Source organism: Pseudomonas sp. DWRC2-2, from assembly GCF_049897885.1.
Classification (GTDB): domain Bacteria; phylum Pseudomonadota; class Gammaproteobacteria; order Pseudomonadales; family Pseudomonadaceae; genus Aquipseudomonas; species Aquipseudomonas azotoformans_A.
In genome coordinates, this window is record NZ_JAFCXD010000001.1 from 1,491,157 (window position 1) to 1,515,243 (window position 24,087).

Annotated in this window: 27 protein-coding genes; 17 read left to right on the plus strand and 10 right to left on the minus strand. The window is 61.0% G+C overall.

The genetic code is table 11. From position 1 onward, the window contains the following. From ACP7EW_RS07320 to ACP7EW_RS07345, 6 genes are all read left to right on the plus strand, one after another. The gene (locus ACP7EW_RS07320) at nt 1-600 is read left to right on the plus strand and encodes a LysE/ArgO family amino acid transporter (RefSeq protein WP_033896331.1); all 600 of its coding nucleotides are present in this window, start codon (nt 1-3) and stop codon (nt 598-600) included. Nucleotides 601-778: 178 nt separating this feature from the next. Beyond that, the gene (locus tag ACP7EW_RS07325) at nt 779-1,375 is read left to right on the plus strand and encodes a superoxide dismutase (protein ID WP_016975406.1); all 597 of its coding nucleotides are present in this window, start codon (nt 779-781) and stop codon (nt 1,373-1,375) included. Between the two features lie 152 nt (nt 1,376-1,527). Next, entirely contained in the window at nt 1,528-1,713 is a 186-nt protein-coding gene (locus ACP7EW_RS07330) for a hypothetical protein (protein WP_426216166.1), read from the plus strand. A 194-nt stretch (nt 1,714-1,907) separates the two neighbouring features. Next, complete coding sequence (locus ACP7EW_RS07335; RefSeq protein ID WP_269131848.1) at nt 1,908-3,959, plus strand: putative bifunctional diguanylate cyclase/phosphodiesterase; 2,052 nt, start codon at nt 1,908-1,910, stop codon at nt 3,957-3,959. A 127-nt stretch (nt 3,960-4,086) separates the two neighbouring features. After that, on the plus strand, nt 4,087-5,430 hold the full coding sequence (locus ACP7EW_RS07340) for an imelysin family protein (protein ID WP_038851605.1): 1,344 nt from the start codon (nt 4,087-4,089) through the stop codon (nt 5,428-5,430). A gap of 259 nt (nt 5,431-5,689) precedes the next feature. After that, nucleotides 5,690-7,144, plus strand: coding sequence for a TrkH family potassium uptake protein (locus ACP7EW_RS07345; RefSeq protein WP_033896335.1), 1,455 nt, complete (start codon nt 5,690-5,692; stop codon nt 7,142-7,144). On the opposite strand, the gene ACP7EW_RS07350 is transcribed toward ACP7EW_RS07345, so the two are convergent. Next, complete coding sequence (locus ACP7EW_RS07350) at nt 7,101-8,159, minus strand: AraC family transcriptional regulator (RefSeq protein ID WP_033896336.1); 1,059 nt, start codon at nt 8,157-8,159, stop codon at nt 7,101-7,103. The two genes, ACP7EW_RS07345 and ACP7EW_RS07350, sit on opposite strands and share 44 nt — an antisense overlap. 160 nt (nt 8,160-8,319) lie before the next feature. Between ACP7EW_RS07350 and ACP7EW_RS07355 the strand changes: the two genes are divergently transcribed. The 3 genes from ACP7EW_RS07355 (at nt 8,320) to ACP7EW_RS07365 (ending at nt 10,465) form a co-directional block, all read left to right on the plus strand. Then, entirely contained in the window at nt 8,320-8,631 is a 312-nt protein-coding gene (locus ACP7EW_RS07355) for a DUF962 domain-containing protein (RefSeq protein ID WP_015885568.1), read from the plus strand. Between the two features lie 350 nt (nt 8,632-8,981). Then, the gene (locus ACP7EW_RS07360; protein ID WP_038851602.1) at nt 8,982-9,164 is read left to right on the plus strand and encodes a hypothetical protein; all 183 of its coding nucleotides are present in this window, start codon (nt 8,982-8,984) and stop codon (nt 9,162-9,164) included. 104 nt (nt 9,165-9,268) lie between these two features. Beyond that, nucleotides 9,269-10,465: an MFS transporter gene (locus ACP7EW_RS07365; RefSeq protein ID WP_033896338.1), complete on the plus strand. Its 1,197-nt coding sequence runs from the start codon at nt 9,269-9,271 to the stop codon at nt 10,463-10,465. Here ACP7EW_RS07365 and arfB read toward each other — a convergent pair. From arfB to ACP7EW_RS07380, 3 genes are all read right to left on the minus strand, one after another. After that, entirely contained in the window at nt 10,462-10,875 is a 414-nt protein-coding gene (arfB, locus tag ACP7EW_RS07370) for an alternative ribosome rescue aminoacyl-tRNA hydrolase ArfB (RefSeq protein ID WP_017737978.1), read from the minus strand. The two genes, ACP7EW_RS07365 and arfB, sit on opposite strands and share 4 nt — an antisense overlap. Before the next feature lie 12 nt (nt 10,876-10,887). Continuing rightward, complete coding sequence (locus ACP7EW_RS07375; protein ID WP_426216171.1) at nt 10,888-11,571, minus strand: pentapeptide repeat-containing protein; 684 nt, start codon at nt 11,569-11,571, stop codon at nt 10,888-10,890. A gap of 100 nt (nt 11,572-11,671) precedes the next feature. Further along, on the minus strand, nt 11,672-13,093 hold the full coding sequence (locus ACP7EW_RS07380; RefSeq protein ID WP_426216173.1) for an amino acid permease: 1,422 nt from the start codon (nt 13,091-13,093) through the stop codon (nt 11,672-11,674). 638 nt (nt 13,094-13,731) lie between these two features. Here ACP7EW_RS07380 and ACP7EW_RS07385 point away from each other — a divergent pair. Together ACP7EW_RS07385 and ACP7EW_RS07390 are read left to right on the plus strand one after the other, a co-directional pair. Further along, nucleotides 13,732-13,869, plus strand: coding sequence for a hypothetical protein (locus ACP7EW_RS07385; RefSeq protein ID WP_003175756.1), 138 nt, complete (start codon nt 13,732-13,734; stop codon nt 13,867-13,869). A 73-nt stretch (nt 13,870-13,942) separates the two neighbouring features. Beyond that, nucleotides 13,943-14,902: a leucyl aminopeptidase gene (locus ACP7EW_RS07390; RefSeq protein WP_269131855.1), complete on the plus strand. Its 960-nt coding sequence runs from the start codon at nt 13,943-13,945 to the stop codon at nt 14,900-14,902. Between the two features lie 60 nt (nt 14,903-14,962). Here ACP7EW_RS07390 and rluB read toward each other — a convergent pair whose 3' ends face one another. The 6 genes from rluB to ACP7EW_RS07420 all read right to left on the minus strand — a co-directional run bounded on the left by rluB (nt 14,963) and on the right by ACP7EW_RS07420 (nt 19,848). Then, nucleotides 14,963-16,174, minus strand: coding sequence for a 23S rRNA pseudouridine(2605) synthase RluB (gene rluB / locus ACP7EW_RS07395; RefSeq protein WP_338575665.1), 1,212 nt, complete (start codon nt 16,172-16,174; stop codon nt 14,963-14,965). A 144-nt stretch (nt 16,175-16,318) separates the two neighbouring features. Next, complete coding sequence (locus ACP7EW_RS07400) at nt 16,319-16,510, minus strand: DUF1289 domain-containing protein (protein WP_177111165.1); 192 nt, start codon at nt 16,508-16,510, stop codon at nt 16,319-16,321. Between the two features lie 61 nt (nt 16,511-16,571). After that, nucleotides 16,572-17,510, minus strand: a complete 939-nt coding sequence (gene scpB / locus ACP7EW_RS07405) for an SMC-Scp complex subunit ScpB (RefSeq protein WP_426216176.1) — start codon at nt 17,508-17,510, stop codon at nt 16,572-16,574. 12 nt (nt 17,511-17,522) lie between these two features. Then, entirely contained in the window at nt 17,523-18,221 is a 699-nt protein-coding gene (locus ACP7EW_RS07410; protein WP_177053511.1) for a segregation and condensation protein A, read from the minus strand. Between the two features lie 120 nt (nt 18,222-18,341). After that, nucleotides 18,342-18,971 (minus strand): L-threonylcarbamoyladenylate synthase, encoded by a 630-nt coding sequence (locus ACP7EW_RS07415; RefSeq protein ID WP_033896346.1) that lies wholly within the window; start codon nt 18,969-18,971, stop codon nt 18,342-18,344. Nucleotides 18,972-18,984: 13 nt separating this feature from the next. Then, nucleotides 18,985-19,848, minus strand: coding sequence for a PHP domain-containing protein (locus ACP7EW_RS07420; protein ID WP_033896347.1), 864 nt, complete (start codon nt 19,846-19,848; stop codon nt 18,985-18,987). A gap of 87 nt (nt 19,849-19,935) precedes the next feature. On the opposite strand from ACP7EW_RS07420, the gene ACP7EW_RS07425 reads away from it, so the two are divergent. The 6 genes from ACP7EW_RS07425 to ACP7EW_RS07450 all read left to right on the plus strand — a co-directional run bounded on the left by ACP7EW_RS07425 (nt 19,936) and on the right by ACP7EW_RS07450 (nt 24,054). Continuing rightward, nucleotides 19,936-20,532, plus strand: a complete 597-nt coding sequence (locus ACP7EW_RS07425) for a septation protein A (RefSeq protein ID WP_033896348.1) — start codon at nt 19,936-19,938, stop codon at nt 20,530-20,532. 1 nt (nt 20,533) lies between these two features. Continuing rightward, nucleotides 20,534-20,833: a YciI family protein gene (locus tag ACP7EW_RS07430; protein WP_015885584.1), complete on the plus strand. Its 300-nt coding sequence runs from the start codon at nt 20,534-20,536 to the stop codon at nt 20,831-20,833. Nucleotides 20,834-20,939: 106 nt separating this feature from the next. Next, complete coding sequence (locus ACP7EW_RS07435) at nt 20,940-21,347, plus strand: translation initiation factor 2 (RefSeq protein ID WP_426216178.1); 408 nt, start codon at nt 20,940-20,942, stop codon at nt 21,345-21,347. A 7-nt stretch (nt 21,348-21,354) separates the two neighbouring features. Beyond that, nucleotides 21,355-22,032, plus strand: a complete 678-nt coding sequence (locus ACP7EW_RS07440; protein WP_003193803.1) for a response regulator transcription factor — start codon at nt 21,355-21,357, stop codon at nt 22,030-22,032. Nucleotides 22,033-22,177: 145 nt separating this feature from the next. Further along, nucleotides 22,178-22,642: an LTXXQ domain-containing protein gene (locus ACP7EW_RS07445; protein ID WP_016975427.1), complete on the plus strand. Its 465-nt coding sequence runs from the start codon at nt 22,178-22,180 to the stop codon at nt 22,640-22,642. Nucleotides 22,643-22,710: 68 nt separating this feature from the next. Further along, on the plus strand, nt 22,711-24,054 hold the full coding sequence (locus ACP7EW_RS07450) for a sensor histidine kinase (RefSeq protein WP_426216180.1): 1,344 nt from the start codon (nt 22,711-22,713) through the stop codon (nt 24,052-24,054). Nucleotides 24,055-24,087 lie beyond the last annotated feature (33 nt).

Here is a 24,087-nt window from a genome sequence, read left to right on the forward strand (position 1 = left end):
ATGTGGCAAAGCTATTTGAATGGTCTGCTGGTGGCGCTGGGCCTGATCATGGCCATCGGCACTCAAAATGCCTTTGTACTGGCGCAGAGCCTGCGCCGCGAGCATCACTTGCCGGTGGCGGCGCTATGCGTAGTGTGTGATGCCCTGCTAGTGGCCGCCGGGGTGTTCGGCCTGGCGACGGTGCTGGCGCAAAGCCCGGTGCTGCTGGCGGTGGCACGCTGGGGCGGCGCGGCGTTCCTGATCTGGTACGGCGCGTGCGCACTGCGCCGGGCCTGTTCGAAACAGAGCCTGGACCAAGGCGACACTCTCAAAGTGCGCTCGCTGCGCGCGGTGTTGCTGAGCGCGCTGGCCGTGACCCTGCTCAACCCGCACGTGTACCTGGACACTGTATTGCTGATCGGCTCACTCGGCGCACAGCAAACTGAACCCGGCGCCTACGTGGCCGGCGCCGCCAGCGCATCGTTCCTGTGGTTCGCCACCCTGGCACTCGGCGCGGCGTGGCTGGCACCCTGGCTGGCGCGCCCCGCAACCTGGCGCCTGCTAGACCTGTTGGTGGCGGTGATGATGTTCAGCGTGGCCTATCAATTGATCGCGGCTTAGGGAATATTCCAAAACGCTCTGGAACCTCTATCCCACACAGTTGTTGCGTGGTTTTGCCGCACCCCCGGTGCTATGATCCGGACCCTGCGCCGCAAAGAGTACAAACTCCCCGGCGCTTGTTTGGCCGCCCGTGATCGGCCTTGCGCTCACCGCAACTGACCTGATTAGGAGAATCATCATGGCTTTCGAATTGCCGCCGCTGCCCTACGCACACGATGCCCTGCAGCCGCACATCTCCAAGGAAACCTTGGAATTCCACCACGACAAGCACCACAACACCTACGTCGTGAACCTGAACAACCTGGTGCCAGGCACCGAGTTCGAAGGCAAGACCCTGGAAGAGATCGTCAAATCCTCTTCGGGCGGCATCTTCAACAACGCCGCTCAGGTCTGGAACCACACCTTCTACTGGAACTGCCTGGCGCCAAACGCTGGCGGCCAACCGACCGGCGCATTGGCTGAAGCCATCAACGCGGCGTTCGGTTCGTTCGACAAGTTCAAGGAAGAGTTCACCAAGACCTCCGTCGGCACCTTCGGTTCCGGTTGGGGCTGGCTGGTGAAAAAGGCTGACGGTTCCCTGGCCCTGGCCAGCACCATCGGCGCCGGCAACCCGCTGACCAACGGCGACACCCCGCTGCTGACCTGCGACGTGTGGGAACACGCCTACTACATCGACTACCGCAACGTGCGTCCAAAGTATGTGGAAGCGTTCTGGAACCTGGTCAACTGGAAGTTCGTGGCTGAGCAGTTCGAAGGCAAGACCTTCACTGCCTAAGCAACGCTTGCAGTAGAAAAAGCCCGGCATTGCCGGGCTTTTTTGTGGGCGCTCCACAACGCTGGCCAGACCGGAATCGTGGAACCCGCAGGAGGGAATCTGCCACCCACGCAGTGAGAGGAATAACCCTTTCACACTCTGCTGGAGAATCAATGATGGAAGAAATCGGAAAAGCAGGCGGGCAGATGGCGATGCAACTCATCAGCGGGCTGATGAAAGGCCTCGCCGGTGGCGCAGGTGGCGGTAGCGAAGGCGGTGGTGCCAGTGCACCCGGCAAGCCGGGTGAGGACATGATGCCGCCAGCGCCGCCAAAGATCGAGATCTCCGCCTATCAGTAATAGAACGGCATTGTTCTGACCACCGATAAGTCGAGTACCCAGACGGCGGAGCAAATCCGCCGTTTTTTTCTGTTTTTTTCTGTGCATCCAGCCTCAAGACGCCTGCGGCCCTAATGTTCCTTTGACTGCCCTCACGGGATTGCCAATACTCATGGCATATTGAAGGCCACCCGCATGAGACAAGGAATGCCCCTTTGAAGCTGGAACTCAAGAACAGCTTGTCGGTGAAGTTGCTACGGGTTGTGCTGCTGTCGGCATTGATCGTGGGCGTAGCGCTGAGCGTGGCGCAGATCGTTTTCGATGCCTACAAGACGCGCCAGGCCGTGGCCGGCGATGCCCAGCGCATCCTCGACATGTTCCGCGACCCCTCGACCCAGGCCGTCTACAGCCTGGATCGCGAGATGGGCATGCAAGTGATTGAGGGCCTGTTCCAGGATGACGCGGTGCGCATGGCGTCCATCGGCCATCCCAACGAAACCATGCTCGCCGAGAAAAGCCGCGCATTGCAGCAATCGCCCAGCCGCTGGCTGACCGACCTGATACTCGGCCAGGAACGCACATTCACCACCGCATTGGTCGGCAAAGGCCCCTACAGCGAGTATTACGGCGATCTGAGCATCACCCTCGACACGGCCACCTACGGCAAGGGGTTTATTGTCAGTTCAGTGATCATCTTTATTTCCGGGGTATTGCGCGCCCTGGCGATGGGCCTGGTGCTGTACCTGGTCTACCACTGGCTGCTGACCAAGCCGCTGTCGCGGATCATCGAGCACCTGACCTCAATCAACCCGGACCGTCCCAGCGAACACAAGATCCCGCAACTCAAGGGCCACGAGCGCAACGAATTGGGGCTGTGGATCAACACCGCCAACCAGTTGCTCGAATCCATCGAACGCAATACCCACCTGCGCCATGAGGCGGAAAGCAGCCTGCTGCGCATGGCCCAGTACGACTTCCTGACGGGCTTGCCGAACCGCCAGAAACTGCAGGAGCAACTGGACAAGATCCTCATCGACGCCGGTCGCCGCCAACGCCGCGTGGCCGTGTTGTGCGTGGGGCTGGATGACTTCAAGAGCGTCAACGAACAGTTCACCTACCAGGCCGGCGACAAACTGCTACTGGCCCTGGCCGACCGATTGCGCGCCCACAGCGGCCGCCTCGGTGCCCTGGCCCGGCTGGGCGGCGACCAATTCGCCCTGGTACAGGCCGATATCGACCAGCCCTACGAGGCCGCCGAACTGGCGCAAAGCATCCTCGATGACCTGGAAGCGGAATTTGCTCTCGACCACGAAGGCATCCGCCTACGCGCCACCATCGGCATCACCCTGTTCCCGGAAGACGGCGACAGCACCGAGAAGCTGCTGCAAAAAGCCGAGCAAACCATGACCCTGGCCAAGACCCGGTCGCGCAACCGCTATCAGTTCTATATCGCCAGCGTCGACAGCGAAATGCGCCGTCGCCGCGAGCTGGAAAAAGACCTGCGCGAAGCCCTGAGCCGCGACCAATTCCACTTGGTGTACCAGCCGCAGATCAGCTACCGCGATCACCATGTGGTCGGCGTGGAAGCGCTGATCCGCTGGCAGCATCCGGAACACGGCCTGGTGCCGCCGGACCTGTTTATCCCGCTGGCCGAGCAGAACGGCACCATCATCCCGATTGGCGAATGGGTACTCGACCAGGCCTGCCGGCAATTGCGTGAATGGCACGACCTGGGCTTCACCGAGTTGCGCATGGCGGTAAACCTGTCCACCGTGCAATTGCACCACACCGAGTTGCCGCGGGTGGTCAATAACCTGATGCAGATCTACCGCCTGCCGCCGCGCAGCCTGGAACTGGAAGTCACCGAGACCGGCCTGATGGAAGACATCAGCACCGCCGCCCAGCACCTGCTGAGCCTGCGCCGTTCCGGGGCATTGATTGCGATTGATGACTTCGGCACCGGCTACTCGTCCCTCAGCTACTTGAAAAGCCTGCCGCTGGACAAGATCAAGATCGACAAGAGCTTCGTGCAGGACCTGCTGGACGATGACGACGACGCCACCATCGTGCGGGCGATCATCCAACTGGGCAAAAGCCTCGGTATGCAGGTGATCGCCGAAGGCGTGGAAACCGCCGAGCAGGAGGCCTACATCATCTCCGAAGGCTGCCATGAAGGTCAGGGTTATCACTACAGCAAACCCTTGCCGGCGCGGGAGTTGGCGGCTTTTTTAAAGCAGTCGGAGCGCAATAACGCCGCGATTCTCTGATGCAGCAAAACGATACTGAATATTTCCCGCGTATAACCCTTTACACAAAATGCAAATCTTTCGCATTATGTCGCAGTTTTTGCGCTCCCCCGCGCGCCCCATCAACAACCGAAGCAGGATGTTCGCCATGATTCGTATGCCCCTGGCCACCGCCAGTCTGCTGGCCATTGCCATTTCTCTCGCCGGTTGCGGCGAAGGTAAAGACAAGGCCGCCGCGCCTCAGGCGCCGACCCCGGCTGCCAGCACTACCGCTCCAGCGGCTGCCACCCCTGCCGGCCAGGTCGACGAAGCCGCTGCCAAGGCCGTGGTCGCGCATTACGCAGACATGGTGTTCGCGGTCTACAGCGATGCCGAGTCCACCGCGAAAACCCTGCAAACCGCTATCGACGCGTTCCTCGCCAAGCCGAACGACGAAACCCTGAAAGCCGCGCGCACCGCTTGGATCGCCGCCCGCGTTCCTTACCTGCAAAGTGAAGTGTTCCGCTTCGGCAACACCATCATCGACGACTGGGAAGGCCAGGTGAACGCATGGCCGCTGGACGAAGGCCTGATCGACTATGTCGACAAGTCCTACGAACACGCCCTGGGTAACCCAGGCGCCACTGCCAACATCATCGCCAACAACGAAATCCAAGTCGGCGAAGACAAGGTCGACGTGAAGGACATCACCCCGGAAAAACTCGCCAGCCTCAACGAGCTGGGCGGTTCCGAGGCCAACGTCGCCACCGGCTACCACGCCATCGAATTCCTGCTCTGGGGCCAGGACCTGAACGGCACCGGCCCAGGCGCCGGCAACCGTCCTGCGTCGGACTACCTGACCGGCGACGGCGCCACTGGCGGCCACAACGAGCGTCGCCGCGCCTACCTGAGCGCCGTGACCCAACTGCTGGTCAGCGACCTGGAAGAAATGGTCGGCAACTGGAAACCCAACGTTGAAGACAACTACCGCGCCACCCTGGAGGCAGAACCTGCCACCGACGGCCTGCGCAAAATGCTGTTCGGCATGGGCAGCCTGTCCTTGGGTGAACTGGCCGGTGAGCGCATGAAGGTTTCCCTGGAAGCCAACTCGCCGGAAGACGAGCAGGACTGCTTCAGCGACAACACCCACAACTCGCACTTCTACGACGCCAAGGGCATCCGCAACGTCTACCTCGGTGAGTACACCCGCGTCGACGGCACCAAAATGACCGGCGCCAGCCTGTCGTCCCTGGTGGCCAAGGCCGACCCGGCAGCCGACACCGCACTGAAAGCGGACCTGGCGGCTACCGAAGCGAAGATCCAGGTCATGGTTGACCACGCCAACAAGGGTGAGCACTACGACCAGCTGATCGCTGCCGGCAACGATGCCGGCAACCAGATCGTCCGTGACGCCATCGCCGCCCTGGTCAAGCAGACCGGTTCGATCGAAGCGGCGGCGGGCAAGCTGGGTATCAGCGACCTGAACCCGGATAACGCTGATCACGAGTTCTGATCAATGCGCAGTTGAATGAGGCGACCTTCGGGTCGCCTTTTTTGCGTGCGGATGTCGACAATCAATCAGACACCACACAATCCATGTGGGAGCGGGCTTGCTCGCGAATGCGGTCTATCAGCTACAAATTCTTCAACTGACACGCCGCCTTCGCGAGCAAGCCCGCTCCCACATTAGCCTCTCATCGCTTCCAAGCCCCGGTTTACAAGCCCTGCACCGCAGGTAGAATGGCGCCACCTCCAACATCCGAGCGAATTTCATGGCGTTGCCGACCCTGCGCATCATCGGTTTCATCATCGGCATCTTCCTGATCACCCTCGCGATCGCGATGGTCGTGCCCATGGCCACCCTGGTGATTTTCGAACGCACCAGCGACCTGCCTTCCTTCCTGTGGGCCAGCATGATCACCTTTATCGCCGGCCTGGCGCTGGTGATCCCCGGGCGCCCCGAGCATGTGCACCTGCGCCCGCGGGACATGTACCTGCTGACCGTCAGCAGCTGGGTGGTGGTGTGTATCTTTGCCGCGCTGCCATTCCTGCTGACCCAGCACATCAGCTACACCGATTCGTTTTTTGAAAGCATGTCCGGCATTACCGCCACCGGCTCCACGGTGTTGAGCGGCCTGGACGCGATGTCGCCGGGTATCTTGATGTGGCGTTCGCTGCTGCACTGGCTCGGCGGTATCGGCTTTATCGGCATGGCGGTAGCGATCCTGCCGCTGCTGCGCATTGGTGGCATGCGCCTGTTCCAGACCGAATCCTCGGACCGTTCGGAAAAGGTCATGCCCCGCTCGCACATGGTGGCGCGACTGATCGTGGCGGCCTACGTGGGCATCACCATCCTCGGCAGCCTGGCGTTCTGGTGGGCCGGCATGGGCTTGTTCGATGCGATCAACCATGCGATGTCAGCGATTTCCACCGGCGGGTTCTCCACCTCCGATGAATCCCTGGCGCACTGGAAGCAACCGGCGGTGCACTGGGTAGCCGTGGTGGTGATGATCCTCGGCAGCTTGCCGTTTACCCTGTATGTGGCCACCTTACGCGGTAACCGCCGGGCGTTGATCAAGGACCAGCAGGTCCAGGGCCTGCTCGGTTTGTTGCTGGTGACCTGGCTGGTATTGGGCACCTGGTACTGGTGGACCACCAACCTGCACTGGCTGGACGCGCTGCGTCATGTGGCGCTGAACGTCACGTCGGTGGTGACGACCACAGGGTTTGCACTCGGGGACTACAGCCTGTGGGGCAATTTCTCACTGATGCTGTTCTTCTACCTCGGCTTTATCGGCGGCTGTTCGGGCTCGACGGCCGGCGGGATCAAGATCTTCCGCTTCCAGGTTGCCTATATCCTGCTCAAGGCCAACTTGAACCAGCTGATTCACCCGCGCGCGGTGATCAAGCAGAAGTACAACGGCCACCGTCTCGACGAAGAGATCGTACGGTCGATCCTGACCTTTTCGTTCTTCTTCGCCATCACCATCTGCGCCATCGCCCTGGCCTTGTCGCTGCTTGGCCTGGACTGGATGACTGCCTTGACCGGCGCCGCGAGTACCGTTTCGGGCGTGGGCCCGGGCCTGGGCGAAACCATTGGCCCGGCGGGCAATTTCGCCAGCCTGCCGGATGCGGCCAAGTGGATCCTGTCGCTGGGCATGCTGCTCGGCCGGCTGGAGATCATTACGGTCTTTGTTCTGTGTATTCCGGCGTTTTGGCGCCACTGACGCTCGACGCGTCCAACAACCGCGCCCGGTATTCGCCGGGCGTGACATCGAACCAGCGACGAAACGCGCGGAAGAAGTTGCTCGGGTCGGCAAAGCCCAACAGGTAGGCAATTTCCAGCAGGGTCATGCTGGGTTGCGCCAGGTATTGCTCGGCCAGTTCACGGCGGGTGTCATCGAGCAGGGTCTGAAAGCTGGTGCCCTCCTCCTGCAAGCGCCGCTGCAAGGTGCGCTGGGACAAGTGCAACGTCTGGGCCACCACTTCACGCTTGGGCTCGCCCTGGGGCAACAGGCGGCACAACACCTGCCGCGCCTTGTGGGTCACGCGGCTTTCCGAGAAGCGCGCCAGGTATTCACCGGCAAAGCGGTCATGCAGCAAGGCCATGGCCTCGTTGGCCGTGGGCAGCGGCGCGTCCATGTCGGCCCGCTCGAAAATCAGCGCGTCGTAGGGTGCATTGAACTCCAGCGGCGCATGGAAGGCTTGTTTGTACGGGGCCAGGTCCGCCGGTTGCTCACCTTGCAGCACCACTTTGCGCGGCTGCAGCGTGCGGCCGGTCAACCAGCCGCACAGGGCCAAGGCACTGGCCAGCGAGGCTTCGGCGCTTTGCCGGGTAGGCGGCAGGTGGTCACCGTGTACCGTCAGAATCAGCGCATAACCTTCGGGGATCAGTCGGAAACTCAGGTCGGCACTTTCAGCGATAATCCGCTGGTAGCGCACCAGCCGCATAAAACCTTCGGCCAGGGTGTTGCTGGACATCAATGCATAACCGGCCACATGAAAGGACGCCGGGCGCACCACTTTGCCCATGTTCAGGCCGATCGCCGGGTTACCCGACAGCTCCACCGCGCGCTGCCACAGGCGGGTCATGGAGTCCTGCGGAAACCGCGCATCGGGATCGCTCAGGGCGGCGTAGTCGAGGCCGAGCTGCTTGAACAAGGCGCGGCAATCCAGGCCGTCCATTTCCAATGCCTTGACTATCCCCATCGCCCAGCTTGCAGAAGTTGTTCGTTCGCTCATGGCGTCTTCTTAATAAAGCAGGCTCAAACGGCAGCCAGGAAGCCAAGGATACTAAAGTGGCATCTATTGTCACTGGCTGTTACCACTGATCACTCTAGACTCAAATAAGCTCCCCGCCGAACATCTGTTGGGCGGCATAACAATCAAAGGGCCGGTTACCGTGGAAAACGTCAAGCGATTCAATAGCTTTGCTGAGTTTTACCCTTATTACCTGAGCGAACACGCCAACAGCACCTGCCGGCGCCTGCACTTTATCGGCACCACGCTGGTCATCGGCATTTTGGCGTACGCCATCGGCAGAGGGTCGCTGGGCTTGCTGATCGCCTTGCCCATTGCCGGTTACAGCTTTGCCTGGATCGGCCATTTCTTCTTCGAAAAGAACCGTCCGGCGACCTTTCAGCACCCGTTCTACAGCCTGTTGGGGGATTTTGTGATGTACCGCGACATGATCCTGGGCAAGGTGCCGTTCTAGCCGAACGACCGTTTAAACGATGAAAGTTCATCCATCTGCCGACATTAAAATCTTTTTGTCATTTGCAGTGCTGTATCCTGCCAAGGCTTTTTGAGAGCGCGGAATCACCTGCGATTGAAAAAACAGACCTTGCGAGGAGCGACGACGATGCACGAGATACCTAATCTCCCCTTCCCAAGCCTGCACCCTACAGAGCAGCCAACACCGCAGCAGGCCAGTGATAAACAGCCTGAGGCCAAAGAAGCAAAACCAGTCGACAGCGAAAGCCAGGACTGACGCCGTACCAGACCGTGTGGAAAGCGCAGCTTTGAGCGCTTTCCACACTGCCTGAACCCATCGAGACGCCTGCCATGACCGATACCCTCCCCGACAACCCGGATACCGCTGTACTCGACGCGGCCTTGCAGATGGTCGAGATCTGGAACCGCCTCAGCGCCGACAAACAAGCGCTGCTGCTCAAGCGTTTCGGCACCCAGGAAAACGCCCTGGCCGCCCTGGTCACCACCCAATTGCTGGCCCCTGCCCAAGCCTGACGTCTTTCTGAGCCGAGGTTTTTGCGTTTTACCGCCCTGCGCAAGCCAAACCACCGGTATCATTAGCAGCCTATCTTTACCTGCCGCGACAGTGGACCTTTCCCATGCCCGATACCCAGCGCCCCATGGCGGTCACGCTGCAAGTTGTTTCCATCGTGTTGTTCACCTTCATTGGCTACCTGAATATCGGCATTCCCTTGGCCGTGTTACCGGGCTATGTCCACAGTGAGCTGGGTTATGGCGCGGTGGTTGCCGGCCTGGTGATCAGCGTGCAATACCTGGCTACCCTGCTCAGCCGCCCGTATGCGGGCAAAATCATCGATAACCTGGGCAGCAAGCGCGCCGTGCTGATCGGCCTGGCGGGCTGCGGCCTGAGCGGTGTGTTCATGCTGCTCGCGGCGTGGTTTTCCAGCCTGCCAGCCTTGAGCCTGGGCAGCCTGTTGATCGGCCGCCTGGTCCTTGGCAGCGCGGAAAGTCTGGTAGGTTCGGGCGCGATCGGCTGGGGCATCGGACGGGTCGGCGCGCAGAACACCGCCAAGGTGATTTCCTGGAACGGCATCGCCAGCTACGGCGCGCTGGCCGTCGGCGCGCCACTGGGCGTGTTGCTGGTAAGAAATTTCGGGCTGTGGAGCATGGGCGTCAGCATTATCTTGCTGGCCATCGTCGGCCTGCTGCTGGCCTGGAACAAAGTCGCCGCACCGATTGTTGCCGGCGTGCGCCTGCCCTTCATGAATGTGCTGGGCCGCGTATTGCCCCACGGCTGTGCCTTGGCGCTGGGTTCCATCGGCTTTGGCACCATCGCCACCTTCATCACCTTGTATTACACCACCCAGCACTGGGATAACGCGGTGTGGGCCCTGAGCCTGTTCGGCGCCAGCTTTATCGGCGCACGGTTGTTGTTCGGCAACCTGATCAACCGGATCGGCGGCTTTCGCGTGGCGATTGCCTGCCTGTCGGTGGAGATCCTCGGCTTGCTGCTGTTATGGCTGGCGCCGGACGCCAACCTGGCCCTCGCTGGCGCGGCGTTGAGCGGCTTCGGCTTTTCCCTGGTGTTCCCGGCGCTCGGGGTGGAGGCCGTCAACCTGGTGCCGGCATCCAGCCGAGGTTCGGCGGTGGGCGCCTACTCGCTGTTTATCGACCTGTCACTAGGCATCACCGGACCGCTCGCCGGGGCCGTGGCAGCCGGCTTCGGCTTTGCGTCGATCTTCCTCTTCGCCGCCCTTGCAGCCCTGGGTGGTTTGCTGCTGAGCCTGTACCTGTACCGTCAGGCACCCAAGGCCCGTGAGGCACGTGGCGACTAGAAGTCGACCTTGCCGCGCCCGGCCTTGATGCTGCCGCGCTTGGTCTTGGATTCAAGCCGGCGCTTTTTCGAGCCCAGGGTCGGCTTGGTCGGGCGGCGTTTTTTCTCCACCTTGGTGGCGCTGAGGATCAATTCCACCAGACGTTCCAACGCATCCGCGCGGTTCTGCTCCTGGGTCCGGTATTGCTGGGCCTTGAGTACCAGCACGCCTTCACTGGTGATGCGGCTGTCGCGCAGCGCCAGCAAGCGCTCCTTGTAGAACTCGGGCAGCGACGACGCCGGGATATCAAATCGCAGGTGCACGGCACTCGACACCTTGTTGACGTTCTGTCCACCAGCGCCCTGGGCGCGAATGGCGGTCAGCTCGATCTCGGCGTCGGGCAGCTGCACATTGTTGGAAATCACCAGCATCAATCAAAAACCTTAAGCAACGGACAAGCCCAACTCGGACAACAACATCGACGCCTGGGCTTTGGAAATCACGGCGCCTTTGAACAGTTTGGCATCATTCAGGCGAAACCCGCTTAAATCCGCCCCCCGCAAGTCGGCGCCAGCAAAATTGGCGCCATTGATACGAGCGTGGGCCAGGCTGCAATCGATCAGCTCGGCCTTGCGAAAGTCGGCATCCGACAAATCGCTGTCGGAGAAATCCAGGTTATTCAGCACGGTGCGGGCAAACGACAGCCCGGACAAGAAGGCGCTGTTCAACCGCGTTTCGCTGAAGCTCAAGCCCAGCGAAGCGCAATGGGTGAAATTGGCGCCGGTCAACTTACAGTGCTCAAAGCTCGCCTGGGACAGCTTGCTGCGCTGCCAGCGGGTGTTGTTCAGATCGCAGCTGTGGAAGTGCGCTTCCAACAGGTTCGCCGCTTCGAAAATGGCGAGACTGGCGCGGCAGCTTTTCCACTGCGTGCCTTCCAGCCGCGAACCGAGAAAGGAGGCCTGGACCAGGATGCAGCGCTCGAACACCCAGTTATCCAAGGCCATGCGCGACAGATCAGCGCCGCTCAAATCCACTCCGATCAGGCGCAAGGGGCCGCCATGCTGGTCGACCAGGTCTTCCAGTTCATCGCGCTGCAAGGCGCCGCCGTCGATGTCGGTGTGTTGCATGGGGCCTCCAGGCACGCTGAAAAAACGAGGGGCGATTCTAACCTGCCCCTGCACACAAAAAACCCGGCACGGCGCCGGGTTTTCTGTTTGAGGAAAGGTCCTACTCCAGAACCGTCCCCGTTGTGCCCATGGCTGCGCGGGCACTGCGCTTGTTCTTGACCCAGTAACACACCGCCATAAACGCCACCCACACCGGGATCGCGTACACCGACACCTGGATCCCCGGAATCATCAGCATGATCACCAGGATAAACACCACGAACGCCAGGCACACATAGTTACCGTACGGATACCACAGCGCCTTGAACAGCGGCACCTGGCCGGTGCGGTTCATGTGTTGGCGGAACTTGAAGTGGGAGAGGCTGATCATCGCCCAGTTGATCACCAGCGTGGCCACTACCAGCGACATCAGCAGTTCCAGCGCGTGTTGCGGGATCAGGTAGTTCATCAGCACCGCCACCAGGGTGATCGCCGCCGACGCGAGGATGGAGCGTACCGGTACGCCGCGCTTGTCGATCTTCGCCAAGGCCTTGGGCGCATCGCCCTGCTCGGCCATGCCCAACAGCATGCGGCTATTGCAGTAAGTGCCGCTGTTGTACACCGACAGCGCGGCGGTCAGGACCACGAAGTTGAGGATATGCGCAGCGGTGTTGCTGCCCAGCATCGAGAACACCTGCACGAACGGGCTGCCGCTGTAGGCGTCGCCGGAGGCGTTGAGGGTGGTGAGCAGGCTGTCCCATGGGGTCAGCGACAGCAGCACGACCAGCGCACCGATGTAGAAGATCAGGATTCGATAGATCACCTGGTTGATCGCTTTCGGGATCACGGTGCGTGGCTGGTCCGCTTCAGCGGCGGTGAAGCCGAGCATTTCCAGGCCGCCGAAGGAGAACATGATGATTGCCATGGCCATCACCAACCCGCCGACGCCATGGGGGAAGAAACCGCCGTGCTCCCACAGGTTGGTCACCGAGGCCTGTGGCCCGCCGCTGCCGCTGACCAGCAAATAGCTGCCCAGGGCGATCATGCCGACGATGGCCACCACCTTGATAATGGCAAACCAGAACTCGGCTTCACCGAAGACTTTGACGTTGGCCAGGTTGATCAGGTTGATCAGCACAAAGAAGGCGGCGGCCGAGACCCAGGTCGGGATCTCCGGCCACCAGTAGTGCACATATTTGCCGACCGCCGTCAGCTCCGACATGCCCACGAGGATGTACAGGATCCAGCAGTTCCAGCCCGACAGGAAGCCGGCGAAACCGCCCCAGTACTTGTGGGCAAAGTGGCTGAAGGAACCAGCGACCGGCTCTTCGACGATCATTTCGCCGAGTTGGCGCATGATCATGAAGGCAATGAAGCCGCAGATGGCATAGCCCAGGATCATCGACGGGCCAGCGGATTTGAGCACCCCGGCCGAGCCGAGGAACAGGCCGGTGCCGATGGCGCCACCCAGGGCGATCAACTGGATATGCCGGTTTTTCAGGCCGCGTTTCAGCTCGCCTGAAGAGGAAGGGGGAACACTCATGAAAAGGCTCTCACGCAAGGTTTGATGATGTTGAATGCAGATTGCTGCCTTGAATTACCGACTCAAGCAGCGCCGCTCAAACCCCAGCGCAAGCACCAGGAGTACAGCGTCTTTCTAACGGTCATGCGTCACCTGTTTGTTTTTATCTGTGACGAAATCGAACCCGTCCGGCTCGTGGCCAGGCGGAGTGATCAGGGTGGGTAAACCCTGGGGTCTTGGCCTTTTGCGTGGTTACGCAAGGGGGTCACAGTAAAACGCGGCGGATTGTACACCGCTCGCCAGCTTGGGGGCGCCCTCGAGAGACGAGTGCGACGATCTGTCAGGTAATCCTTACAGGGCCGGGTCAGCCAATAATGTCGCCATTTACTCGTAAATTAATCGTTACAGCACGGAAAATTAACGTTACAGCCGTGATCTTAAGGAAAATTGTCGCTCGGAAATTTCCTACAATTTAGCCTGCGTAGTTCCCTGAATTTGCTAAAGAAAAATTCAAACACAAAAAACAGAACAAAAAATCCAAATGAAACCGTGTCAATAAAAATTTTGCATTTTGAAACACTCTCTCCTAGGTTCTTCCCACTTGCCAGCGAAGCCCGTTGGCAAGCCGTTCTCAAACAACGTCCTCTAGGAGATACACCATGCAAGCACTGGAAAACGACCTGGAAACCGAACTGCAACTCGACGATTGGTTTGAAGCGCCGACCCATGAGGCCGCCGTTGAAATGATGCAAGCCGACGCCGTTGTGCCGTTCGGCACCGCGATGTGGCCATTCTAAATATCGGCAGGCATCCGGCAGGTGCTGTGCACGGCATCTGCCTCCTTACCCAAGGCACAGAAGGAAACACGTCATGGACAAGGCCCGCGCCGTCGAACACTTTCTCTACTACCTCGCGCACCACCCGGCCCTCAATGGCCTGAGTCGCCCCACCGTGCTGCTGGGCCATACCGAGCGCTACGACGCCATCGCCCAGGCGATCACCCACAGCAGCGCCGCCCGCTTCAACTTCCAGGTGCAGCGCCTGGACCTCGCCGCCAGCGACACCCTGGCCGAGGCCATCGAAGCTTGCGACCTGTACCTGTTTCTCTACGACTCTTCCACCCTGCCCAACCCTCGCGCCGAAGGCCCGGACTTTATCCGCGCCCTGCAGGGTGTGATGGCCGAACACTGGAAAAAATCCCTGCTGTTCAAGGACTACGGCGACTACTTCTACGACACCTTCAGTGTCGAGCCCCAGCGTATTGCCGACCTCAATGCCACGCTGATCCGGCGCATGTCCCAGGCCACGGTGCTGAGCTTTACCGACAAGCACGGCTCACGCCTGGAAGCGCCGATGAGCAGCATCAAGAAGTGGACCAATATCAACGGCATCGGCAACCACGACCTGGCCCCCGGCGAGATCGCCACTCACAGTGAAGCCATCAATGGCCAAGTGAGGTTTGTCGGCACCTTTCTCAGCACCATCCCGTTTGCGCGTAAATATGGCGTGCTGGCGTCACCACTGGAGCTGTGGATCGAGAACTCGACCATCTGCAGCGTGGCCAGTGACGTGCCAGGGCTGGCGGAGGATTTCAACAAGTACCTGAATGCCAATCCGTCGAATCGACGCGTCGAGGAACTGGGGATTGGCACCAATGAAGGCGTGAAGGATCTGTATGCGCGCAATGCCGGGTTCGAGGAGCGCCACTGCGGGCTGCACCTGGGTTTGGGGGGCGGGCAGAAAGGCAGCCATCACTTGGATCTGATCTTTGCCAGTGGGGTGTTGGCGTTGGATGACAAGCCGGTATTCGATGGGACTTTTGCGTTCTGACAAATGCTGTGCATAAAAAAACGCCAACCCGAGGGTTGGCGTTTTTGTGCAGCCCTTACATCACTGCGGCTTCTTGCGGCCAAAACCAGGACGCTGACCCGAACCGGCCGGGGCGCCACGGCGCTTGCCCGACGGCTCGTCCGCGACCAGTTTCGGGCCAGGGCGCTTGTTCGCCGCCGGCTTGGCTGGACGCTTGGTGCTGGCGTTATCGGCCGGGCGATCCGCTTCACCCCGGTTGCTGCGACCACCGGCCGGGGCCGGGCGCGGTGCACGTGGCGCACGTTCACCTTCCTGGCGCGATGGCGCGGTTGGGCGACGCTCACCTTCGATCTGCGGCTCACGCGAGATACGACCGCCGGATGCCGGTGCATTCAGCGCCGGGCGCAGGGTGCGGGCCACACGCTCGGTACGTGCCACAGGACGCGACGATTTACGCTGCATACGCTCAAGCTTGTCTTTGCTCTTGGCGTTCATCTGCGGCATCGCGACCGGCGTCAGGCCGACTTCGGCACTGAGGATGTCGACTTCGTACTGGCTCATTTCGCGCCAGCGGCCCATCGGCAGGTCGGAGTTCAGGAACACCGGGCCGAAACGCACGCGCTTCAGGCGGCTGACCACCAGCCCCTGGGATTCCCACAGGCGACGCACTTCACGGTTACGCCCTTCCATCACCACGCAGTGGTACCAGTGGTTGAAACCTTCGCCGCCTGGCGCCTGCTTGATGTCGGTGAACTTGGCCGGGCCGTCTTCCAGCACCACGCCCGCTTTGAGGCGCTCGATCATCTCGTCATCGACTTCGCCGCGCACACGCACGGCGTATTCGCGGTCCATCTCGTAGGACGGGTGCATCAGGCGGTTGGCCAGTTCACCGTCAGTGGTGAACATCAGCAAGCCAGTGGTGTTGATGTCCAGACGTCCGATGTTGATCCAACGGCCTTCTTTGGGCTTGGGCATCTTGTCGAACACGGTCGGACGGCCTTCCGGGTCGTCACGGGTGCAGATCTCGCCGTCCGGCTTGTTGTACATGATTACGCGGCGCACCGATTCGGCGGCCTCTTCACGCTTGATGACCTTGCCATCAATGGTGATTGCATCGTGCAGGTCGACGCGCTGGCCGAGGGTGGCCTCGACGCCGTTGACCTTGATGCGCTTCTGGGTGATCCAGGCTTCGACGTCGCGGCGCGAGCCCACGCCGATACGCGCCAGCACCTTTTGCAGTTTTTCGCCTGCTGGGCCGATTTCCTGGCTGTCGTTCTGGTCTTTGTCGTTCATCTTAAGCACCTCCCGGTGGGTCGATTCAGGCGTGGCCTGAAGAGTGTTGAAAGCGGGGCTTTGGCCGAATAGCTCGGTAAAGGGTCGCGAATCATACGCGCATGGTGCGCGTTGCGCATCAGAGACTAGTCGATAACACCCTAATCATTTGCTTTTCCGCCGACCGGTGGCACCCAGGGCCAGCAGGCGCAGCTCGGCTTCGGCCAGGACAATGCGCTTGTCGGCCTTGTCGAGCTTCTTCCAGGCGCGGATCTCGCGCTTGCTGCGGCCACAGCCGACGCAGATGTCGGCGTTGAATTTGCAGAGGCTGATGCAGGGGTCTTTGGTGGAACTCATGGTTTGTCCCTGACACTGGAGATCAAAATGTGGGGGTTTAGCAGTGTTTGGAAATATCGCGTCAGTCTTCGAACTGGCGACGCTCGGCTTCGATGGCTTCTGCCAGGGCGCGGGCTTCGTCTTCTTCGTCGCTCAGCGACGGCTGATCGAGGGCGGCGACGGCAGCCAGGAGTTTTTCCCGGGCTTCAGCCACGCCGAGGATATCTTCTTCGGGCTCAGGCTCGGATTCAGGTTCGACCTCGGGCTCAATGTCCACGTTCACTTGGGCTTCAGGCGCGTCCGCACCGTCACGCAGCAGGTCATCAAAGTCAGTCTTGATGCCCTGCTCCATGTCGTCCAATTCCAGCAGCAACGTATGGAAACTGGTCTCGTCCTTCGGCTCTTCCGGCTCGGCGCTGGCATCGGCCAATTCCTGCAGGCTTGCGGGGACGGGCGCGTCGTCAAAATCGAGCACCGGCTCGGCTTCCATCTCGCGCAGTTCGGCCAGCGGCGGCAGGTCGTCGAGGTTCTTCAGGTTGAAGTGGTCGAGAAACACCTTGGTGGTGGCGAACATCGCCGGTTTGCCGGGCACGTCACGGTAGCCGACGATGCGGATCCACTCGCGTTCCAGCAAGGTCTTGACGATATGACTGTTGACCGCCACGCCCCGTACATCTTCGATCTCGCCACGCGTAATCGGCTGGCGATAGGCGATCAGCGCCATGGTCTCCAGCATCGCCCGCGAATAACGTTGCGGACGCTCTTCCCACAAACGGCCGACCCACGGGGAAAACTTCTCACGGATCTGCAGGCGGTAACCCGACGCCACTTCGCGCAGTTCAAAGGCGCGGCCATCGCAGGATTTGCGCAGGATTTCCAGCGCCTTCTTGAACACCGGCGGCTCAGGGCGCTCGGCTTCTTCAAACAGTTCGAACAGGCGTTCCAGGGATTGCGGCTTACCTGAGGCCAGTAGGAAGGCTTCCAGCAGCGGCGCCAGCTCGCGGGGTTCAGTCAGATTCATCGATTCAGCTCTTTATTCGGCTCGCGCCCGCACGTGGATAGCCGCAAAAGGCTCATTCTGGACCAGCTCGACCAAGGACTCCTTGACCAATTCGAGGATCGCCATAAAGGTCACCACTACGCCCAAGCGCCCTTCTTCTTTAGTAAACAGTTCTACAAAAGGCACAAAACCACCGCCCTTCAGGCGCTCAAGCACATCGCTCATGCGCTCGCGGGTCGACAACGCCTCGCGGCTGACCTGGTGGCTTTCAAACATATCGCCCCGGCGCAGCACCTCGGCCATGGACATCAGCAACTCTTCCAGGCTCACGTCCGGCAGCAGTTTGCGTGCGCGGGCTTCGGGGGCGTCGAGCTTGGGCACTACTACGTCGCGGCCCACCCGGCTCAAGCCGTCGATGCCTTCGGCGGCGGCCTTGAAGCGTTCGTATTCTTGCAGGCGGCGGATCAGCTCGGCGCGCGGGTCGTCTTCTTCGGCTTCCACCGTTTCCGAACGCGGCAGCAGCATGCGCGACTTGATCTCGGCGAGCATGGCGGCCATCACCAGGTATTCGGCGGCCAATTCCAGACGTACCGATTGCATCAACTCGACATAGCCCATGTACTGGCGGGTGATTTCCGCCACCGGAATGTCGAGGATGTTGATGTTCTGTTTACGGATCAGGTACAGCAGCAAGTCCAGCGGACCCTCGAACGCTTCAAGGAAGACTTCCAGGGCGTCCGGGGGAATGTACAGATCCAGCGGCATTTCCATGACCGCCTGGCCATACACCATGGCAAACGGCAGTTCCTGCTGGGCGCCCGCCTGGGGATCAACGGTTTCCACGGCTGACATTCAGGCCTCGACCATGAACGGGGCCGGGTCGCCGCAACCCACGCGAATCACCTCGGGCTCACCGTCGGCCAGGTTGATCACGGTGGAGGCCTTGTTGCCGCCGTAGCCGCCGTCGATGATCAGGTCGACCTGTTTTTCCAGCAATTGACGCATTTCGTAGGGGTCGTACAGCGGCTCATCTTCACCCGGCATGATCAGCGACACGCTCATCAAGGGCTCACCCAGCTCTTCGAGCAGCGCCAGGGCGATGGGATGTTCCGGCACCCGCAGGCCAATGGTGCGCTTTTTCGGGTGCAACAGCAGTCGCGGCACTTCGCGGGTGGCGTTGAGAATAAAGGTGTAGGGCCCCGGCGTGTGCGCCTTGAGCAGGCGGAAAGTACCGGTGTCGACCTTGGCGAACAGGCCGAGCTGGGACAGGTCGCTGCAGATCAGCGCGAAGTTGTGCTTGTCGTCCAGCTGGCGCAGGCGTCTTACACGCTCCACCGCGCCCTTGTCGCCGATCTGGCAACCAATGGCGTAGGAGGAATCCGTCGGGTAGATCACCACGCCGCCGGCGCGAATAATCTCGACGGCCTGCTTGATCAGGCGCGCCTGGGGGTTTTCCGGATGAATCTGGAAGAATTGACTCACGTGTTCTACCTGTTCAGACGGTGGCAATAATGGGGTCATGCTTGAATCGCCCCGACAAGAGCGGCAGGTCTTCGGGTACCTGGCGATACTCGCCGATTTCGGACCACCCACCTGGGCCATGAAAATCACTGCCGGCGCTGACCAGCAGACCAAATTCGCGGGCAAGGATCGCCAGGCTGCCGACCTGTTCGGCGGGTTGATGCCCATTGACCACTTCGATCGCGTGGCCGCCCGCTCCAATATAGTCGCTGATCAGCTTGCGGCGCTTGCTGCGGGTGAAATCGTAATGCCAGGGATGCGCCAGGCTCACCCAGGCGCCGGAGGCACGCAGGGTCCCGACCGTGTCTTCCAGGGTCGGCCAGTGTTGCTTCACATCCCCCAACTTGCCAGCCCCCAGCCATTTGCGGAAGGCTTCGGCGCGGTCTTTGACGAACCCTTCACGCACCATCCAGTCGGCAAAGTGCGGCCGCGCCGGTGCATTGCCGCTGTCGCCCAGTTCCTGCTGGATGGCGCGGGCGCCGTCGAGGGCGTTCGGCATGCCTTTAAGGCTGAGCTTGCGGCTTATTTCTTCGGACCGCAGCCAGCGGCCATCGTGCAAATCAGCAATGGCCTGCACCAGCGGCGGGGCTTGCTGATCGAAACCATAGCCGAGCACATGAATGGTGGCGCCGCCCCAGGTGCAGGACAATTCCACGCCGTTGACCAGTTGCATGCCCAATGAATGCGCGGCTTCGCGGGCTTCGTCGAGGCCTTCGAGGGTGTCGTGGTCGGTCAACGCCAGGACTCGCACGCCTTTTTCAAACGCACGCGCAACCAGTACCGCGGGCGCCAGGGCGCCGTCGGAGGCCGTGCTGTGGCAGTGCAAATCAACATTCACGGGGATGTGTAACCTCAAGTCAGCTGGCGCTTTCGCTACCAAGGATGTTTGTTATTATGCCGCCACATCCAGCTTCTGGCTCTTACTGTGAAACAATTCATCGACTTCATCCCGCTGTTGCTGTTTTTCATCGTTACCAAACTCGACCCCAGGGTCATCGATATCGCCGGTCACCCGGTGTCGTTCGGGGGCATCTACAGCGCCACCGCCGTCCTGATCATCAGCTCTATCGTCGTCTACGGCGCTATCTTCATCTCCCAGCGCAAGCTGGAAAAAAGCCAATGGCTGACCCTCATTGCCTGCCTGGTATTCGGCGGCCTGACCCTGGCCTTCCACAGCGAAACCTTCCTCAAATGGAAAGCGCCGGTGGTGAACTGGCTGTTCGCGCTGGTGTTTACCGGCAGTCACTTCATCGGTGACCGCCTGCTGATCAAGCGGATCATGGGCCATGCGTTGACACTGCCGGAGCCGGTTTGGACACGCTTGAACGTGGCCTGGATCGTGTTCTTCCTGTTCTGCGGCGCCGCCAACCTGTTCGTGGCCTTTACCTTCCAGGATTACTGGGTCGACTTCAAAGTGTTCGGCAGTCTGGCCATGACCGTGTTGTTCCTGGTGGGCCAGGGCATCTACCTGTCGCGACACATGCATGACGTTGCCCCTACCACGCCTAAAACCGAGGACTGACATGCTCTACGCCATCATTGCCACCGACGTGGCCAATTCGCTGGAAAAACGCCTGAGCGTACGTCCGGCCCATGTCGAGCGCCTCAAGCAGCTGCAGGCCGAAGGCCGTATCGTGCTGGCCGGCCCGCACCCTGCGGTAGACAGCAACGACCCAGGCGATGCCGGTTTCACCGGTAGCCTGATCGTCGCCGAGTTCGCCTCCCTGGCCGACGCCCAGGCCTGGGCCAAGGCTGATCCTTACGTGGCGGCCGGCGTTTACGCTGACGTCGTGATCAAGCCGTTCAAGCAAGTCTTGCCTTGATAACGGCCGCGCCGAACCTAATCGGTTCGGCGCATGCCTAATTGCTCATTATTCTCGGTACCCTGCCGACAACGTTCTGAATATTCGTGTGGAATCAGGAGTTCCGATGCGCTTACGTCAGTTGTGTCTGTTGGCAGTGGTAATGATCGGGGCTACGGCCCACGCTGAAGAAACCTCGAACACCGGCAGTTCCACGCCCCTGTCCTTGAGTGCCGGCGCCCAGATCACCGAGTTGCAGCAACGTTTGAAAGAAAGCGAACGCCAGCGTGAAGAACTGAGCAAGCAACTGCAAAACGCAGATGCTGCCCGCGAAAGCGCCCAATTGAGTCGCCTTCGCCAAGAGAACCAACGCCTGGCCCAGCAACTCAAAGATACACAGGGCGGCGCCTTGACCCGCTGGCTGACCGAGCAACAACAGTGGTTCGTCACCGGTGGGGCCGTCGCACTGATCGCCCTGCTGTGCGGGATCTTCGCCAGCGGGGGGCACCGTCGCCGTCGACAATGGCTAAATTGAGTGAGTCATGAGCGAGCTGTTACTGATAGATGATGACCAGGAGCTCTGTGAGCTGCTGACCAGTTGGTTGAGCCAGGAAGGCTTTCAGGTGCGCGCCTGCCATGACGGCTTGAGTGCGCGCAAAGCCTTGGCCGACAGCGCGCCGGCTGCGGTGGTGCTCGACGTGATGCTGCCCGACGGCAGCGGCCTTGAATTGCTAAAGCAATTGCGCAACGACCACCCGGAACTGCCGGTGCTGATGCTCTCGGCCCGCGGCGAGCCGCTGGACCGCATCCTCGGCCTGGAACTGGGCGCCGACGATTACCTGGCCAAGCCCTGCGACCCACGCGAGCTGACCGCCCGCCTGCGCGCCGTATTGCGTCGCAGCCATCCGGCCGCCGTGTCGACCCAGCTGGAATTGGGCGACCTGTGCTTCAGCCCGGTGCGCGGCGTGGTCAGCATCGACGAGCAGGAGTTCGCCCTCACCGTTTCCGAAAGCCGCCTGCTGGAAGCGCTGCTGCGTCAGCCCGGCGAACCGCTGGACAAGCAGGAACTGGCGCAGATCGCCCTGGGCCGCAAGCTGACCCTTTACGATCGCAGCCTGGACATGCACGTCAGCAACCTGCGCAAAAAAATCGGCCCACACCCGGATGGCCGGCCACGGATCGTGGCGTTGCGTAGCCGGGGCTACTACTACAGCCTCTGAAATCAGGAGCCCTGGGCTCCTGGTTTTGTCAGCGCCCATCCAAATCGTCTTTACCCAAGCTTTACCCACACCTGACCGCCGCTGACCTTGATCTCCTTAATCTACTCACATCCGGACTCACCGGAATAGAGACAGGAGAATCACCATGCGCAAGACCCTTATCGCTTTGATGTTCGCCGCTGCCCTGCCCACCGTTGCCATGGCGGCAATGCCTGAAGGCCCAGGCCCGATGGGCGGCCCGGAAGGCCACATGATGGGTGGCCCGGGCCACGGCGGTGAACACGGTCCGCGTGGCAAAGGCGGCCCTTTCAGCCAACTGGACCTGAGCAAGGAACAGCGCCAGCAGATCGGCAAGTTGATGGGCGACCAATGGCACGCTCGCAAAGACCTGACCAAGAAGTACTTGGACAAACTGCCAGCCGCTGACCAGAAAGCCATGCAGGACGAAATCGCCGCCGGCAAGCAGAAAACCCAGGCGGATATTCGTGCGGTGCTCAAGCCTGACCAGCAGAAGAAATTCGACGAGATCGTCAAGCAGCAGGAACAGCGTCGCGCCGAATGGAAGGAATTCCAGGCCTGGAAAGCGCAACAGCCGCAAAAAGCGCAATAATGCACCCGCGTTAACGCTCCCAGCCCAGTGGCCACCGCCACTGGGCTTTTCCTGTTTGAGGGTTTCCTGTGCGTTCATTGTTCTGGCGCATCCTGGCCAGTTTCTGGTTGGCTATCGCCTTGGTTGCCGGGTTGTCGATCCTGCTTGGGCACATGCTCAATCAAGATGCCTGGATTCTCAGCCGTCACCCCGGCCTCAATAACCTGGCCGAAGAGTGGACCCAGCTCTACGAAGCCCAGGGCGAGGACGCGGCCCAAGATTTGCTGCAACAACGCAAACGCCAGTACCACATCGACGTACAAGTGCTGAATGAAAGCGGCGAGCCGGTGGTGCGCGGCACCTTCCCGCGCCGCGCCGCCGCTTTCGAAGCCCGTCAGAATGACAGCCAGGACGGCCACCTGCCCTGGCGCCGCCTGACCGCCGAGTACACCAGCGAAAAGACCGGCGACACCTACCTGCTGATCTACCGCATTCCCCACCCGGAACTCGACGCCTGGCACCGCAGCAGCCTGTTGTGGCCGTTGAGCGCGCTGGCGATTGCGCTGGTAGTGCTGACCCTGTTCAGCCTGCTGGTGACGCTGTCCATCACCCGCCCCCTCAGCCGTTTACGCGGCGCGGTACACGACCTTGGCCAAGCCACCTATCAGCAAAACAGCCTGGCGCGCCTGGCCAACCGTCGCGATGAATTCGGCGTGCTGGCCACCGATTTCAACCGCATGGGCGCCCGCCTGCAAAGCCTGATCGGCAGCCAGCGCCAATTGCTGCGCGACGTGTCCCACGAACTGCGCTCACCCTTGGCGCGCTTGCGTATCGCCCTGGCCCTGGCCGAACGCGCCAGCCCCGAAGAGCGGGAAAAACTCTGGCCGCGCCTGACCCGCGAGTGCGACCGTCTGGAAGCCTTGATCAGTGAAATTCTGGTACTGGCCCGCGTTGATGCCGACAACGCCAGCGCCGAAGAAGTCGACCTCACCGTCTTGCTCAAAACCTTGCAAAAAGACGCCCAGCTCGGCGCGCCGGACCAGGTGGTGCAACTGAACGCCGACACGGACCTGCACCTGAAGGGCTGGCCGACCATGATCGAACGCGCGGTGGATAACCTGCTGCGCAATGCCCAGCGCTTCAATCCACAAGGCCAGCCGATCGAGCTGCACGCCCAGCGTCAGGGTGACCGGATCCTGATCAGCGTGCGCGACCACGGTCCCGGTGTTGACGCCGAACACTTGAGCCAACTGGGCGAACCCTTCTACCGCGCCCCCGGCCAGACCGCACAAGGCCATGGCCTCGGCCTGGCGATTGCGCGTCGCGCCGCCGAGCGCCATGGCGGTAGCCTGATCCTGGCCAATCATCCCGACGGCGGTTTTGTTGCCAGCATCGACCTGCCGTTGAAACCAGGGGTTGTCACACCAGCCTGATGATCTTCTATAGTGGCCCTTCTCTTACGGAGG

Bases quoted from the DNA above. Each gene is read 5' to 3' on its own strand.
- ACP7EW_RS07340 (WP_038851605.1), top strand. From the start codon at position 4,087: ATGATTCGTATGCCCCTGGCCACCGCCAGTCTGCTGGCCATTGCCATT.
- ACP7EW_RS07430 (WP_015885584.1), top strand. From the start codon at position 20,534: ATGCTCTACGCCATCATTGCCACCGACGTGGCCAATTCGCTGGAAAAA.
- rluB (WP_338575665.1), bottom strand. From the start codon at position 16,174: ATGAACGACAAAGACCAGAACGACAGCCAGGAAATCGGCCCAGCAGGC.
- ACP7EW_RS07330 (WP_426216166.1), top strand. From the start codon at position 1,528: ATGATGGAAGAAATCGGAAAAGCAGGCGGGCAGATGGCGATGCAACTC.
- ACP7EW_RS07345 (WP_033896335.1), top strand. From the start codon at position 5,690: ATGGCGTTGCCGACCCTGCGCATCATCGGTTTCATCATCGGCATCTTC.
- ACP7EW_RS07320 (WP_033896331.1), top strand. From the start codon at position 1: ATGTGGCAAAGCTATTTGAATGGTCTGCTGGTGGCGCTGGGCCTGATC.
- ACP7EW_RS07325 (WP_016975406.1), top strand. From the start codon at position 779: ATGGCTTTCGAATTGCCGCCGCTGCCCTACGCACACGATGCCCTGCAG.
- ACP7EW_RS07440 (WP_003193803.1), top strand. From the start codon at position 21,355: ATGAGCGAGCTGTTACTGATAGATGATGACCAGGAGCTCTGTGAGCTG.
- ACP7EW_RS07375 (WP_426216171.1), bottom strand. From the start codon at position 11,571: ATGCAACACACCGACATCGACGGCGGCGCCTTGCAGCGCGATGAACTG.
- ACP7EW_RS07390 (WP_269131855.1), top strand. From the start codon at position 13,943: ATGGACAAGGCCCGCGCCGTCGAACACTTTCTCTACTACCTCGCGCAC.
- scpB (WP_426216176.1), bottom strand. From the start codon at position 17,510: ATGAATCTGACTGAACCCCGCGAGCTGGCGCCGCTGCTGGAAGCCTTC.
- ACP7EW_RS07380 (WP_426216173.1), bottom strand. From the start codon at position 13,093: ATGAGTGTTCCCCCTTCCTCTTCAGGCGAGCTGAAACGCGGCCTGAAA.
- ACP7EW_RS07400 (WP_177111165.1), bottom strand. From the start codon at position 16,510: ATGAGTTCCACCAAAGACCCCTGCATCAGCCTCTGCAAATTCAACGCC.
- ACP7EW_RS07445 (WP_016975427.1), top strand. From the start codon at position 22,178: ATGCGCAAGACCCTTATCGCTTTGATGTTCGCCGCTGCCCTGCCCACC.
- ACP7EW_RS07435 (WP_426216178.1), top strand. From the start codon at position 20,940: ATGCGCTTACGTCAGTTGTGTCTGTTGGCAGTGGTAATGATCGGGGCT.
- arfB (WP_017737978.1), bottom strand. From the start codon at position 10,875: ATGCTGGTGATTTCCAACAATGTGCAGCTGCCCGACGCCGAGATCGAG.
- ACP7EW_RS07350 (WP_033896336.1), bottom strand. From the start codon at position 8,159: ATGAGCGAACGAACAACTTCTGCAAGCTGGGCGATGGGGATAGTCAAG.
- ACP7EW_RS07385 (WP_003175756.1), top strand. From the start codon at position 13,732: ATGCAAGCACTGGAAAACGACCTGGAAACCGAACTGCAACTCGACGAT.
- ACP7EW_RS07365 (WP_033896338.1), top strand. From the start codon at position 9,269: ATGCCCGATACCCAGCGCCCCATGGCGGTCACGCTGCAAGTTGTTTCC.
- ACP7EW_RS07360 (WP_038851602.1), top strand. From the start codon at position 8,982: ATGACCGATACCCTCCCCGACAACCCGGATACCGCTGTACTCGACGCG.